The sequence below is a fragment of the Microbacterium sp. LWH7-1.2 genome (assembly GCF_038397755.1).
Lineage (GTDB): Bacteria > Actinomycetota > Actinomycetes > Actinomycetales > Microbacteriaceae > Microbacterium.
In genome coordinates this window covers 1,346,908-1,361,018 of the sequence record NZ_CP151637.1, presented here as the reverse complement: position 1 = coordinate 1,361,018, position 14,111 = coordinate 1,346,908, and the positions used below count along the sequence as shown (strand labels likewise).

Annotated in this window: 15 protein-coding genes; 13 read left to right on the top strand and 2 right to left on the bottom strand. The window is 71.2% G+C overall.

The annotated features are described in order from the left end of the window. The first annotated feature begins 11 nt into the window (after positions 1 to 11). The 13 genes from MRBLWH7_RS06485 to MRBLWH7_RS06425 all read left to right on the top strand — a co-directional run bounded on the left by MRBLWH7_RS06485 (position 12) and on the right by MRBLWH7_RS06425 (position 13,138). Entirely contained in the window at positions 12 to 1,709 is a 1,698-nt protein-coding gene (locus MRBLWH7_RS06485; RefSeq protein ID WP_342001942.1) for a CTP synthase, read from the top strand. A 16-nt stretch (positions 1,710 to 1,725) separates the two neighbouring features. After that, on the top strand, positions 1,726 to 2,331 hold the full coding sequence (locus MRBLWH7_RS06480) for an NUDIX hydrolase (RefSeq protein ID WP_342000375.1): 606 nt from the start codon (positions 1,726 to 1,728) through the stop codon (positions 2,329 to 2,331). 65 nt (positions 2,332 to 2,396) lie between these two features. Next, the gene (gene xerD / locus MRBLWH7_RS06475; RefSeq protein WP_342000373.1) at positions 2,397 to 3,347 is read left to right on the top strand and encodes a site-specific tyrosine recombinase XerD; all 951 of its coding nucleotides are present in this window, start codon (positions 2,397 to 2,399) and stop codon (positions 3,345 to 3,347) included. A gap of 84 nt (positions 3,348 to 3,431) precedes the next feature. Next, positions 3,432 to 4,316 (top strand): ParA family protein, encoded by an 885-nt coding sequence (locus tag MRBLWH7_RS06470; RefSeq protein WP_342000371.1) that lies wholly within the window; start codon positions 3,432 to 3,434, stop codon positions 4,314 to 4,316. Next, on the top strand, positions 4,300 to 5,121 hold the full coding sequence (locus tag MRBLWH7_RS06465; RefSeq protein WP_342000369.1) for a ScpA family protein: 822 nt from the start codon (positions 4,300 to 4,302) through the stop codon (positions 5,119 to 5,121). The genes MRBLWH7_RS06470 and MRBLWH7_RS06465 overlap by 17 nt, the downstream gene beginning before the upstream one ends. Then, complete coding sequence (gene scpB / locus MRBLWH7_RS06460; RefSeq protein ID WP_342000367.1) at positions 5,111 to 5,731, top strand: SMC-Scp complex subunit ScpB; 621 nt, start codon at positions 5,111 to 5,113, stop codon at positions 5,729 to 5,731. The genes MRBLWH7_RS06465 and scpB overlap by 11 nt, the downstream gene beginning before the upstream one ends. After that, positions 5,728 to 6,498 (top strand): pseudouridine synthase, encoded by a 771-nt coding sequence (locus MRBLWH7_RS06455; RefSeq protein WP_342000365.1) that lies wholly within the window; start codon positions 5,728 to 5,730, stop codon positions 6,496 to 6,498. Before scpB ends, MRBLWH7_RS06455 begins: the two co-directional genes overlap by 4 nt. Then, a complete protein-coding gene (locus MRBLWH7_RS06450) occupies positions 6,499 to 7,605 on the top strand; it encodes a prephenate dehydrogenase (RefSeq protein WP_342000363.1) in 1,107 nt (368 codons plus the stop codon). Beyond that, a complete protein-coding gene (gene cmk, locus MRBLWH7_RS06445; protein ID WP_342000360.1) occupies positions 7,598 to 8,326 on the top strand; it encodes a (d)CMP kinase in 729 nt (242 codons plus the stop codon). The genes MRBLWH7_RS06450 and cmk overlap by 8 nt, the downstream gene beginning before the upstream one ends. A gap of 1 nt (position 8,327) precedes the next feature. Further along, positions 8,328 to 9,866: a ribosome biogenesis GTPase Der gene (gene der / locus MRBLWH7_RS06440; protein WP_342000357.1), complete on the top strand. Its 1,539-nt coding sequence runs from the start codon at positions 8,328 to 8,330 to the stop codon at positions 9,864 to 9,866. 117 nt (positions 9,867 to 9,983) lie between these two features. Further along, entirely contained in the window at positions 9,984 to 10,886 is a 903-nt protein-coding gene (locus tag MRBLWH7_RS06435) for an NUDIX hydrolase (RefSeq protein ID WP_342000355.1), read from the top strand. 118 nt (positions 10,887 to 11,004) lie between these two features. Next, on the top strand, positions 11,005 to 12,627 hold the full coding sequence (locus tag MRBLWH7_RS06430; RefSeq protein WP_342000354.1) for a LuxR C-terminal-related transcriptional regulator: 1,623 nt from the start codon (positions 11,005 to 11,007) through the stop codon (positions 12,625 to 12,627). A 118-nt stretch (positions 12,628 to 12,745) separates the two neighbouring features. Then, on the top strand, positions 12,746 to 13,138 hold the full coding sequence (locus MRBLWH7_RS06425) for a hypothetical protein (protein ID WP_342000352.1): 393 nt from the start codon (positions 12,746 to 12,748) through the stop codon (positions 13,136 to 13,138). Here the strand turns inward: MRBLWH7_RS06425 and MRBLWH7_RS06420 are convergent. Together MRBLWH7_RS06420 and MRBLWH7_RS06415 are read right to left on the bottom strand one after the other, a co-directional pair. Further along, positions 13,050 to 13,433, bottom strand: coding sequence for an RNA-binding S4 domain-containing protein (locus tag MRBLWH7_RS06420; protein WP_342000350.1), 384 nt, complete (start codon positions 13,431 to 13,433; stop codon positions 13,050 to 13,052). The genes MRBLWH7_RS06425 and MRBLWH7_RS06420 overlap by 89 nt on opposite strands. Further along, a complete protein-coding gene (locus MRBLWH7_RS06415) occupies positions 13,430 to 14,107 on the bottom strand; it encodes a lysoplasmalogenase (protein ID WP_342000348.1) in 678 nt (225 codons plus the stop codon). Before MRBLWH7_RS06415 ends, MRBLWH7_RS06420 begins: the two co-directional genes overlap by 4 nt. Positions 14,108 to 14,111 lie beyond the last annotated feature (4 nt).

Genomic DNA, 14,111 nt, shown 5'->3' with positions numbered 1-14,111 from the left:
AAAAGCCCGTGATGCAGACTTCTGATTCTTTCCGCGGAGACACTTCGAACGACACCACCAAGCACATCTTCGTGACCGGTGGTGTCGTTTCCTCGTTGGGCAAGGGTCTCACCGCGGCCAGCCTCGGAAACCTCCTCACCGCCCGCGGTCTGCGCGTCGTCATGCAGAAGCTCGACCCGTATCTGAACGTCGACCCGGGCACGATGAACCCCTTCCAGCACGGCGAGGTCTTCGTCACCGATGACGGCGCCGAGACCGATCTCGACATCGGCCACTACGAGCGTTTCCTCGACATCGAGCTCAGCCAGGCCGCGAACGTGACCACCGGCCAGATCTATTCGCAGGTCATCGCGAAGGAGCGCCGCGGCGAGTACCTCGGCGACACGGTGCAGGTCATCCCGCACATCACCGACGAGATCAAGCGCCGCATGCGCCTGCAGGCGGACGAGACGCCGAAGCCCGACGTGATCATCACCGAGATCGGCGGCACCGTCGGCGACATCGAGTCGCAGCCGTTCATCGAGTCGGCCCGCCAGATCCGCCACGAGCTGGGCCGCAACAACGTCTTCTTCGTGCACGTCTCGCTGGTGCCCTTCATGGGGGCCTCGGGGGAGCAGAAGACCAAGCCGACGCAGCACTCCGTCGCCACGCTCCGCTCCATCGGCATCCAGCCTGATGCGCTGGTGCTGCGCAGCGACCGCCCCGTCACCGAATCCAACAAGCGCAAGATCGCGCTCATGTGCGACGTCGACGAGGGCGCGGTCGTGAACGCCGTCGATGTGCCGAGCATCTACGACATCCCGTCGTTGCTCAACGAGCAGGGTCTCGACGCGTACATCGTCCGCGCGCTCGGCCTGTCGAAGGCGGCCGACGTCGACTGGTCGCGCTGGCAGCGCGTGCTGAACGCCGTGCACAACCCGAAGCACGAGGTGACGATCGGCCTGGTCGGCAAGTACATCGATCTGCCCGACGCGTACCTCTCCGTCACGGAGGCCCTCAAGGCGGGCGGCTTCGCGCAGGAGACGCACGTCAACATCCGCTGGATCCCCTCCGACGAGTGCGAGACGCCGGAGGGGGCCGCGAAGGCGCTGGGTCCGCTCGACGGCATCGTGATCCCCGGCGGCTTCGGCATCCGCGGCATCGAGGGCAAGATCGGCGCGTTGAAGTTCGCGCGCGAGCAGGGCATCCCGACGCTCGGCATCTGCCTCGGCCTGCAGTGCATCGTGATCGAGTACGCCCGTCACGTCGCCGGGATCGAGGACGCCTCGTCGAGCGAGTTCGACCCCGACACGCAGCATCCGGTCATCGCCACCATGGAGGAGCAGGTCGACATCCTCGACCACGGCGACCTGGGCGGCACGATGCGTCTGGGCCTGTACCCCGCGGACCTCGCGGAGGGCTCCATCGCGGCCGAGGTGTACGGCGCGGACCGCGCGTCGGAGCGCCACCGCCACCGCTACGAGGTGAACAACCGCTACCGCGACCAGATCGCGGAGGCGGGCCTGATGTTCTCGGGCATCAACCCCGATCTCAACCTCGTGGAGTACGTCGAGCTGCCGCGCGATGTGCACCCCTACTACATCGCGACGCAGGCGCACCCCGAGCTGCGCTCGCGTCCGACGGACGCCAACCCGCTGTTCCGCGGTCTCGTCGGCGCCGCGCTCGAGCGGCACCGCGCGAGCGAGCTCTTCGACGTCGAGAACGACTGACGTGGCGGAGGGACGGATGCCGCCCCGCGGCGTGCCCGCGAAAGCGCTCCTCGCCGACGAGCCCGTCGACGCCACGGTCCTCGACAGCGACCTGGTCTACCAGGGCCGGGTGTGGGATGTGCGCAGTGACACCGTCGCCTACGGCGACGGGCGGATCGTGCGCCAGTACGTGGATCATCCCGGCGCGGCCGCGGTCGTGGCGGTGGACGATGAGGGCCGGGTGCTGCTGATCCAGCAGTACCGGCACCCGATCCGCCACCGCGACTGGGAGATCCCGGCCGGCCTGCTGGACATGGCGGGCGAGACGCCGCTCGAGACCGCCCGCCGCGAGCTCGCCGAGGAGGTCGACCTGGTCGCCTCGTCGTGGGAGCCGCTGGTGAGCATCTTCACCACACCCGGCGGGAACGATGAGATCGTCCACCTGTTCCTCGCACGGGGCCTGACCTCCGCGAACGAGGTGCACGCACGGGAGGACGAGGAGGCCGACATCCGGGTGGAGTGGCTGCCGCTCGGCGATGCCGTGGCGGGGATCCTCGCGGGGCGCCTGCGCAACGGCATCCTCGCGGTGGGCGTGCTGGCCGCGGCCGAGCGCCTTCGCGCCGACGAGCATCCGGGAGTCTGAAAACCCTCCGGAGTTCGCCGGCACTCCCGCCGGACGTGAGACCCTCGTGACAGGAGGCGGCTGACATGCAGATCGCTCGGGCGGTGGATTCCTACCTGCGCCACGTCGCGATCGAACGCGGCCTGTCGGAGAACACCGTCGCGGCGTACCGGCGCGACCTCTCCGGCTACGCCGAGTGGCTGCGCGAGCAGCACATCGACGACACCGCCGCGGTCACGTCAGTCACGCTCGCGAGCTTCATCGCCGACCGCGCGGCCGCCCAGCCGCCCATGGCGGCGTCGTCGCTCGCGCGGCTGCAGTCGTCGGTGCGCGGGCTTCACCGATTCCTCGCCCGCGAAGGCATCGAGCCCGCCGACCCGTCGTCGAACCTCCGCCCGCCGAAGCAGCCCCGACGGCTGCCCAAGGCGCTGACGATCGAGCAGGTGGAGAGCCTGCTGGATGCCTCGGGCCCGGCGCCGGCGACCGGGGCCGACGTGTCCGGCAGCGGGGGAGCGGCGGCGGGCGACCTGCTCGGCATGCGCGACCGCGCCCTGCTCGAGCTGCTGTACGCCACCGGCGCGCGTGTGTCGGAGATCGTGCAGCTGGACGTCGACGACGCGGCGCACGGAGACGTGCTCCGCGTCCGCGGCAAGGGCTCGAAGGAGCGCATCGTGCCGGTTGGCTCGTACGCGCGCGCGGCCGTGGACGCCTATCTCACGCGTGCGCGGCCCGAGCTCTCGCATCGCGGGCGTTCGACCCCGAGGCTCTTCCTCGGCGCCCGGGGAGCACCGCTGTCGCGGCAGAGCGCCTGGCTGATCATCCAGGCGGCGGCCGAGCGCGCCCACCTCACTGCGCACGTGTCGCCGCACACGCTGCGGCACTCGTTCGCGACCCACCTGCTGCAGGGCGGCGCCGACGTGCGCGTCGTCCAGGAGCTGCTGGGCCACGCCTCGGTGGCGACGACGCAGATCTACACCTACGTGTCGGTCGACGCCCTCCGCGACGTGTACGCCACGTCGCATCCGCGCGCCCGCTGAGCCGCGCGCCCGCCGCGCCGCGGGCGTTCGCAGGCGCGGCGTGACTAGAATCGGTGGACACGAAGCACGTAGGCGGGAGCATTGGTGGCGGGCAAGGCACAGGCGGCGACGAAGGCCGCCACGGGGGACACTCCGATCGGACCCACCGGTCGTCCCTATCAGGGGTTCCCCACCCCGCCGAAGCTCGACGGTCACGGCCCTGCCCGCATCATCGCGCTGTGCAACCAGAAGGGCGGCGTCGGCAAGACGACGACCACCATCAACCTCGCGGCCGCCCTCGCCGGCTACGGCCGGAAGGTGCTCGCGGTCGACTTCGACCCGCAGGGTGCGCTGTCGGCGGGTCTCGGCATCCAGACCCACGAGATCCCGACGATCTACGACCTGCTCCTCGACGGCAAGCGCGACCCGCACGAGGTCATCGTGCACACGCGCGTCGAGAACCTCGACGTGATCCCCGCCAACATCGACCTGTCAGCCGCCGAGGTGCACCTGGTCAACGAGGTCGCGCGCGAGCAGACGCTGTCGAGGGCGCTGCGCAAAGTCACGGGCGACTACGACGTGATCCTCATCGACTGCCAGCCCTCGCTGGGCCTTCTGACGGTGAACGCCCTCACCGCGAGCCACGGTGTGGTCATCCCGCTCGAGTGCGAGTTCTTCGCCCTCCGTGGCGTCGCGATGCTCATCGAGACGATCGACAAGGTGCGCGACCGCCTCAACCCCACGATCACGCTCGACGGCGTGCTCGCCACGATGTACGACGCGCGCACGCTCCACTCGCGCGAGGTGCTCGAGCGCGTGGTCGACGCCTTCGGCGACGACGTGCTCGAGACCGTGATCGGCCGCACCGTCAAGTTCCCGGATGCCTCCGTCTCGGGCATGCCGATCACCGAGTTCGCGCCGGAGCACGCCGCCGCGCAGGCCTACCTGCGGCTGGCGCGGGAGCTGGTCGCCCGTGGCGCTGTCGCCTGACGCTTCGGCAGACTCAACGACCGGAGAGGGCTTCCGGGTCGCGCTCTCGAACTTCGACGGACCGTTCGACCTCCTCCTCACCCTGATCTCGAAGCAGGAGCTCGACATCACCGAGGTGTCGCTGTCGCTCGTGACCAACGAGTTCATCGCGTACCTTCGTGATCTGGGTCCGGGCGAGGAGCTGGACGAGGCATCCGAGTTCCTCGTCGTCGCCGCGACCCTGCTCGACATGAAGGTGGCCGGTCTCCTGCCGCAGGGCGAGCTCGTCGACGCCGAATCGGTCGCGCTCCTCGAAGCCCGCGATCTGCTGTTCGCGCGGCTGCTGCAGTATCGCGCGTTCAAGGAGGTGTCGGCGTGGTTCGAGCGGTGCCTGCGCCGCGAGGCCGTGCGCCACACGCGCTCGGTGCGCCTGGACGAGAAGTACCGCAACGCCGTGCCGGAACTCGTCTGGTCGCTCAGCGCCGACGACTTCGCGGCGCTCGCGCTGCTGGCCATGACGCCGAAGGAGATCCCGCGCATCGGGTTCGACCATCTGCACGCACCCTTGGTGAGCATCCGCGAGCAGGCCGCGATCGTGGTGACGCTGCTGAGAGATGCCGGCGCCCTGACGTTCCGCGAGCTCATCGCGGGCGTCGGCCAGCCGGGCGTGGTGGTCGCTCGCTTCCTGTCGGTGCTGGAGCTGTACCGCCACGCCGCCCTGTCGTTCGAACAACTCGAGCCGCTCGGCGAGCTGACCCTCCGCTGGAGCGCGCAGCGCTGGAGCGACGAGAACCTCGCCACCTTGGGAGCCGACTATGACCGATGATGCTTCGACAAGCTCAGCAGGGGGTGCCGCGCCCGCCGTCACGGTGACCGATGTGGCCCGGCGGCTCGAGGCGATCCTGCTGATCGTCGAGGAGCCGCAGAGCCTGGTGAGCCTCGCCGCCGCCGTCGGCGCACCGGTGCCCGCGGTGCGCCAGGCCATCGAGGCCCTCGTCGACGACTACGACGGCAGGGCCGGCGGGCCCGTGCGCGGGTTCGAACTGCGCGAGGTGGGCGGCGGGTGGCGCCTTTACGTCCGTGAGGAGTTCGACGACCTCGTGAGCGAGTACGTCGGCGGCCAGGCGCCGTCCCGCCTTTCGCAGGCCGCGCTCGAGACCCTCGCGGTCATCGCGTACAAGCAGCCGGTGACCCGCAGCCAGGTCGCGTCGATCCGTGCCGTGAACGTGGACTCGGTCGTGCGCACGCTGCTCGCGCGCGGGCTCATCACCGAGCTGTTCGCCGATGCCGAGACCGGCGCCATCAATTACGGCACCACTGATGCGCTGCTCGTGCACCTCGGCATCAACTCGCTGGACGAGCTGCCCCACATCTCGCCGCTGCTCGACGGTGCCGATGAAGTCGGAGACAGCCAGGACGAAGGAGTGCGACGATGACCGGCGCCGAATCCACCGAGGGCGTGCGCCTGCAGAAGGTGCTCGCGAATGCGGGCGTCGCCTCGCGGCGCGTCGCCGAGAACCTCATCGTCGAGGGCCGTGTGCGCGTGAACGGCAACATCGTGACGGAGCTGGGCTCGCGCATCGACCCCGAGAAGGACCTCGTGGACGTCGACGGCACAGCCGTCCAGCTCGACCAGTCCAAGCGCTACGTCATGCTCAACAAGCCGACCGGCGTCGTGAGCTCCATGAAGGACGACCGCGGTCGTCCCGACCTGCGCCGCTTCACGAAGGAGTGGCCGGAGCGCCTGTACAACGTGGGGCGATTGGATGCCGAGACCAGCGGCCTGCTCGTGCTCACGAACGACGGCGAGCTCGCACACGTGCTCGCGCACCCGTCGTTCGGTGTGACGAAGGTCTACATCGCCAAGGTCGACGGCCGCGTGACACCGCAGACCATTCAGAGGCTCCTGCGCGGAGTCGACCTGGAGGACGGCCCGATCTCCGCCGACAAGGCGCGGCTGCTGTCGTCCTCGACCGAGGGAGGCGGCTCCCTGGTCGAGCTGACCCTCCACTCGGGGCGCAACCGCATCGTGCGCCGCATGATGGCCGAGGTGGGGCATCCCGTCGTCGAACTCGTGCGCCGCCAGTTCGGGCCGCTGCACCTGGGAACGCTGCCAGCCGGGCGCGCCCGCGAGTTGACTAAAGTGGAGCGGGGCGCTCTGCTGACTCTTTCGCGCCAAGCCGCAGGTCAACAGGAGGACTAAGTGACAGCGACCTCCCTCGCTCCGCGCGTGCAGGGCACGGTGCGGATCGTCGGTGCAGGCCTCCTCGGGGCGAGTATCGGCCACGCGTTGAGCGCGCGCGGCGTCGATGTCGCGCTCGACGACACGTCGCCGTCTCAGCTGCGCCTCGCCATCGACTACGGTGCCGGTCGCCGCGCCGCGGACGACGATGAGCCGTCGCTCGTCGTCGTCGCCGTCCCGCCGGACGTCACCGCCGACGTCATCCAGCGCGAGCTCGAGCAGCACCCGGCCGCCGTGGTGACCGACGTCGCGAGCGTCAAGCTCGAACCGCTCCGCACGCTGCGGGAGCGCGGCGTCGACCTCACGCACTACATCGGCTCGCACCCGCTCGCCGGGCGCGAGCGTGGAGGAGCGATCTCGGCGCGCGCCGACATCTTCGTCGGGCGTCCGTGGGTGGTGTGCCGCGACGAGGAGACCCCGTCCGCCGACCTTGCGCTCGTCGAAGGGCTCGCACTCGACCTCGGCGCCACGCCGATCGAGATGACCCCTGAAGACCACGACCGCGGCGTGGCGCTCGTCTCGCACGTGCCGCAGCTCGTGGCAAGCCTGCTCGCGGGACGCTTCGTCGACGCCCCCGACGGCTCGCTCCGGCTCGCCGGTCAGGGCGTGCGCGACACGACCCGCATCGCGGCCTCGGCCCCGGAGCTGTGGGTGCAGATCCTCGGCGCGAATGCGGCGCCCGTCGTCGACGTGCTCGATCAGATCACCGCCGACCTCACCGCCGTCGCCGACGCGCTGCGCGAGCCCGACGCCCCGGGCGCCCGGCGCGCCGTCGCCGACACGATCCGCCGCGGCAACGACGGTGTCGAGCGCCTGCCGGGCAAGCACGGCCAGAACCGCCGCTTCGAGCAGGTCGTGGTGATGGTCGACGACACCCCCGGGCAGCTCGGGCGCCTCTTCGGCGAGCTCGGCGACCTCGACGTGAACGTGGAAGACCTGCGCCTGGAGCATTCTCCCGGCGCCCAGTTCGGCCTCGCCGAGATCAGCGTCGTTCCGAGCGCCGTGCGCCGGGCGATCGACGGTCTCGAATCGCGCGGCTGGAAGATTGCGAGCACCACCAATGACTGACCCCGCGATCACGAAGCCGGGACCAGACCCCGTCGTCGTCGCGATCGACGGCCCGGCCGGCAGCGGCAAGTCCAGCGTCTCGAAGCAGGTCGCCCGACGCCTCGGCTACGGCTACCTCGACACCGGCGCCGCCTACCGCGCCCTCGCGTGGCACGCGCTCGAGCACGGCATCGACACGTCGGACGCAGCATCCGTCCTCGATGTCTCGGGGGATTTCGACTACGCGATCTCACTCGATCCCGACGCGTACTGGGTGCGGGTGGGTCAGGCCGACGTGACCGACGCGATCCGCGAGCCTCGCGTGTCGGACGCCGTGAGCGGCGTCGCGCGCGTGCCCGCCGTGCGGCAGTCGGTGAACGCGCTGTTCCGCGCGCTCGTGGCGCGCTCCGGGCGACCGGGTGTCGTCGTCGAGGGCCGCGACATCACGACGGTCGTCGCGCCCGACGCCCCGGTGCGCATCCTCCTCACGGCCGCGCCGGAGATCCGCGCCGCACGCCGCAGCGCCGAGCTGACGACGCACGATGCTGCGGCCGTCGCCGCCGCGCTCCATCGGCGCGACGCATCCGACTCGGCCGTCGTCGACTTCCTCACCGCCGCGCCCGGTGTCGAGGTCGTCGATTCGACCTCCCTCGATTTCGATCAGACCGTGGACGCCGTGCTCGGCGTAGTCCGGGCCGCGCTGAGCGCGCCGGCGGTCGACCCACTGCAGACAGGAGCCTGAGATGGCCGCTGACAACCCCGCCGACTTCGACGAGTTCGAGCCCGCCGACGACCGCCTCGCCGAGAACCTCGCGGACCTCGACGACGACCTCGCCGAGCAGCGGGCCGTCGCGCTGCGCGTCGGCCTCGACGACTACGACCTCGACGACGAGGATGCGGCGCTGCTCGCGGGCATCGCCGTGGGCGAGGACGGCATCGAGTTCCTGCCGGCGCTGCCCGTCGTCGCGATCGTCGGGCGCCCGAACGTCGGCAAGTCGGCGCTCGTGAACCGCATCCTCGGCCGCCGCGAGGCCGTCGTGGAGGACACCCCGGGTGTCACGCGCGACCGCGTCACGTACAAGGCAGAGTGGATGGACCGCCGCTTCACGCTCGTCGACACCGGCGGCTGGGAACCCGACGCCCGCGGCATCGACCGCTCGGTCGCAGCCCAGGCCGAGGTCGCGATCGACCTGTCGGACGTCGTGCTCTTCGTCGTCGACGCGATGGTCGGCGCCACCGCCACCGACGAGCACGTCGTGCGGCTGCTCCGCAAAGCGAACAAGCCTGTCTTCCTCGTCGCCAACAAGATCGACGACGCACGCCAGGAGCCCGAGGCCGCAGCGCTCTGGAACCTCGGCCTCGACCAGCCGTGGCCGGTTTCGGCCATCCACGGCCGCGGCGTCGCCGACCTCCTCGACGAGGTCGTCAAGATCATGCCCGACGTGTCGGCGGTGGCCAAGGCCGAGATCGGCGGACCGCGCCGCGTCGCGATCCTGGGTCGGCCGAACGTCGGCAAGTCGTCGCTGCTCAACAAGGCCGCGGGCGAGGAGCGCGTGGTCGTGAACGAGCTCGCCGGCACGACTCGCGACCCCGTCGACGAGATCGTCGACCTCGGCGGCAAGCTGTGGCGCTTCGTCGACACCGCCGGCATCCGCCGCCGCGTGCATCTGCAGCAGGGCGCCGACTTCTACGCGTCCCTGCGCACATCGGCTGCGCTCGAAAAGGCCGAGGTCGCGATCGTCGTCATCGACGTGACCCAGCCGATCAGCGTGCAGGACCTCAACATCATCGACCTCGTCCTCGAGTCCGGACGCGCGCTCGTCATCGCGTACAACAAGTGGGATCGCCTCAACGACGACGACATGGACGGCCAGGACCGCCGCCGCTACCTCGAGCGCGAGATCGAGCAGGACCTCGCGCACGTCGCGTGGGCGCCCCGCGTCAACATCTCGGCCCGCACCGGACGCCACCTCGACAAGCTCGTGCCGGCGCTCGAGACGGCCCTCGAGTCGTGGGATCAGCGCATCCCGACGGGCAAGTTCAACGCGTTCCTCACCGAGCTGATCGCCGAGCACCCGCATCCGCTGCGCGGTGGCAAGCAGCCGCGCATCCTGTTCGGCACGCAGGCGTCGACGCGACCGCCGACCTTCGTGCTGTTCACGACCGGCTTCCTCGACCCGGGCTACCGCCGCTTCATACAGCGGCGCCTGCGCGAGTTGTACGGCTTCGAGGGCTCGCCGATCGTGATCAACATGCGCGTGCGCGAGCGTCGCCAGCGCTGACGCGAGCCGGGGAACGACGGATGCCTCGCCCCGAGGCATCCGTCGTTCCGTTCATGCCGGCCTGGTCACGCGGGGTCATCGCCGCCGTGTGCGGGCGGGGTGTGACAGGCTGGCAGGGTGACGATCGAGCCTCCTGCCCCCGGCGAGCCCCGGCGTCCGCACGGACCCCGCGACCCCGGCGACGCATGGGTGGTCGCACCGACAGGGGAGCGGTACTGGGGGCGCTTCGGGGCCGCCGGTCTGCTCGCAGTCGACGCCGAGCAAGGGGTGCTGCTGCAGCACCGCGCGTCGTGGAGCCACTTCGGCGACACCTGGGCGCTGCCAGGAGGTGCGCGTCACGAGGGCGAATCGGCCTGCGACGGTGCGCTCCGCGAGGCCGCCGAGGAGGCGGGCGTGCCAGGTGCGGCGGTGCAGCCTCGCGTGCTGAGCGTCTTCGATCTCGGGTACTGGAGCTATACCACCGTCGTGGGCGACGTGAGCGTTCCGTTCGAGCCCACGATCAGCGATCCCGAGAGTCGCGAGCTCGCCTGGGTCCCCGTCGACGAGGTCACGCAGTACCCGCTTCACCCCGCCTTCGCGGCCTCGTGGGAGAAGCTGCGCGGCCTGCTGAGCGTGCGGCCGGCGGTCATCGTCGATATCGCGAACGTCATGGGCTCGGTGCCCGACGGCTGGTGGCGCGATCGCCGGGGCGCGGCCTCCCGGCTCGTGGCACGGATGGCCGATCTCGCCGCCCAGGGCATCCCGGCGTCCGCGCTGGGCCTGCCGGAGCAGACCTGGTACCCGGAGTGGACCGCGGTCGTCGAGGGACAGGCACGCCAGGTGGAGGGTGCGCCGGGTGTCGGTGTGGTGCGGGCCGACGCGTCCGGTGATGACGCCATCGTCGTGGTGGCGCAGCAGGGGGCCGCCGCAGGGCGCCGGGTGACGGTGGTCACGAGCGACCGCGGACTTTCCGACCGGGTGACGCATGCCGGCGCCGCCGTTCGCGGCGCGCGCTGGCTGCTCGACCTGCTCGCGGGCTGAGGGCCCCGACAGCCGGCGTCGTCCTTGCGGGACCGCCGGGATCGGCGGTAGCGTTCCCGCAACACACGAGGGGCGCCCAGGCCGACCCGCGGTCGGCACGCGACGAGGCGGGAGCGGCATGATCTCCTCCAGCGACCTCGACGCCGGCCGTGCCGCGGTGGCCGACCGGCGTTGGGCAGATGCGTCGGAACTGCTCGCCCGCGTGGAAGCGCGCGAGGGCCTGGGCGCGTCCGATCTGGAGCTGCTATCGACGGCGGCTCTGCTTCGCGGCGAACCGCAGGCGTGCATCGACGCACTCTCACGGGCTTACGGGGCGTACCTGACCGCCGGGGAACCCGCGGGCGCCGCGCGTGCGGCTGGATGGCTCGCGCTCGACCTGATCGAACAAGGGGACTTCACGAACAGCGTGATGTGGGCGGCGCGCGCCATGCGGATCGTGAGCGGGATGGTCGAGCCCGGCGCGCTGGCCGGGTTCGCCCGGATGGCACCTGCCGTCGGTCAGCTCGGCAGCGGCAACACCGCCGAGGCGGTGCGCGGGTTCGAGGAGGTCTTCGCGATCGCGGAGCGTGAGGACGACCGCGAACTCGCAAATTTCGCCAGGCTCGGATTGGGGAAATCGCTGATCGAGTCCGGCGCCATCGCCGCGGGGTTCGAACACCTCGACCGCGCGATGGCGGCCGTTGCGGCAGGCGGCGTCGCTCCGCTTCCGACGGGCGTCATCATCTGCGGCGCCGTCTCCGATGCTGTTCTCGCCTTCGACCTGGAGCGCGCGACGGCGTGGACGGGCGTGCTGGCCCGGTGGTGCGGTGCGCAGCCCCAGCTCGTCGCGTTCAGCGGGCAGTATCGCGCCCTGGAGGCCGGTCTCCTCCTTCTGCGCGGAGCCTGGTCCGAGGCATCGACCGCGGCGGAGCTCGCGCTGGCGCGCTTTCGGGGAGGCGACTACCGCGCGATCTGGGGCGCCCCCTACCAGCACGCGGAGCTCTCGCGCCTGCGAGGGGCGTTCCACTCCGCCGAGGAGTCCTACCGCCGCGCCGGCGAATCCGGGTGGGAACCGCAGCCGGGGCTGTCACTGCTCCACCTCGCGCTCGGTCGCACGCAGCGCGCGCAGGACGAGATCCGCCGCAGTGCGGCGGGCGCCGACCCGCTCACGCGGCGGTTCCTGCTGCCGGCCGTCGTCGAGATCGAGGTGGCCGCCGGAGATCGCGAGGCCGCCCGTCGTGCGGTCGAGGAGCTGCGAGATGCCAGCAGGACGACGGCCACGCCGATGCTCGAGGCCGCCATCGCCACCGCTGAGGCGCGGGTGCTGCTCTCCGAAGGCCGGGTGGCCGACGCGCGGGAGGCGGCGCGCGGCGCCGTCCGCGCCTGGGACGACGTCGGGGTGCCGTACGAAGCCGCGCGAAGCCGCGTGCTCGCCGGGCGCGCCCTGCACGCGGCTGGCGCGAGGCAGGAAGCGCAGCAGGAGTTCGACGCTGCCCGCGGGGTGTTCCTCGCTCTGGGCGCCGAACCGGCGCTGGCCGACCTCGCCGCCGCGATGGGCGACCGGCGCGTGGGCGCCCTCACGCCGCGTGAGCTGGAGGTTCTGCGGCTGGTGTCGACGGGCCTCACCAATCGCGGGGTCGGCGTGAAGCTCTCCCTGAGCGAGAAGACGGTCGCGCGTCACCTCGCCAACATCTTCATCAAGCTGGGGATCTCGACCCGGGCGGCCGCCACCGCCTACGCGTACGAGAACGGCCTGGTCTGATCGCGCGACAGCCCGCGGCGTGAGCCGCTTCTACACAGAATGACCCACGGGCGTCGTTCGGCGAAGATGCGCTCTTCGTCCGACGCGGACGGCGGGCACCGGTGCCTACCGTGTGGTCATGGACATCCCGCTGATCGCCGGCACGGTCTCGACCGTGGTGTTCGCGGTCAGCAACCTGCCGATGCTCGGCAAGGCGCTGCGCACGCGTGATGTCTCGTCGTACAGTCTGCCGAGCCTCGCGATGATCAACGCGGCCAATGCGGTCTACTCGCTCTACGTGTTCAGCCTGCCCGTGGGCCCGATCTGGGCGCTGCACACGTTCTACGTGATCTCGTGCGCGATCATGCTCGTCCTGTGCCTCGCGCAGCGGCGCGTGGTCCGGCGGGGCGCGCTCGACGACCCGGTTCCCGCGGGCGTCGCCGTCAGCCGTCGTCGCGGCCGCGCAGGCGGTCGATCTCGCGCCGTTCGCGCTTGGTGGGCCGGCCCGCGCCCCGATCGCGTTGCGCGATGACGGGAGCGGGGTCGCGTGGGGGAGTGCGATCCTCCATGGCGGTCGCGACCAGCGGGGCACCGACCCGCTTCGATATGGTCTGGCGCACCACCAGCATGCGGTCGAAACCGTCGATGCGGACCCGCACCTCGTCCCCGGGCCTCACTCCTTGCGCGGCCTTCGCCCGCTCGCCGTTGACGCGCACGTGCCCCGCACGGCACGCGGTCGTCGCGGCCGAGCGCGTCTTGTAGATCCGGATCGCCCAGAGCCAGGCGTCGACCCTGACCGACCTGCCCGGGGTCGCGGCATCCGTCATCGCGTCGCCACCGGGCTCTTCGCCGCTCGCCGGGTCCGCACGCTCGCGAGCACGCCCGCGGCTATGAGCCCCTGCCCGGCGCAGTACGTGAGCATGACGAGCGGGCTCGTCCAGGCGGGCATCGCGTCGGGCGTGAAGAGGCGGAACGCCAGCACCGAGTCGGACATCAGGAAGAACACGCCGCCCCACACGATGAGCGGATGACAACGGGATGCTGCGACCGCGGTGCCGCCGAGCACCAGACCGTAGACCGCGACGGCGATGGCCAGCGCGCCGAGGTTCGGCCACAGCACGGCGAGAAGGACCACCCACCACACGGCGTACACGGCGGCCCAGAGCGGGACGCGGCGCACGGCCAGCATCCGCCAGAAGAGCCAGATGTAGCAGAGGTGTGCGAGGCCGAAGAACAGCAGCATCATCGGCACGGTCGGCAGCCAGGGCACGAACGTGCCGGCGCCGTCGCCGAGCCACGAGAGCCCGATGGCGGCGACCAGCAGGGTGTGGGCGGGGGTCCATCGTGAGCCGCGGACGCCCCACACGACCGCGAGTGAGAGCAACGGCATCAGGGCGAGCTTCGTCGGCGCGGCCACCGCGTCGGAGCCGACCGCCAGCGCCGCGACATGCACGATCGACACCGCGATGTAGGGCACGAACCCGATCCACAGCCGACGCATGATC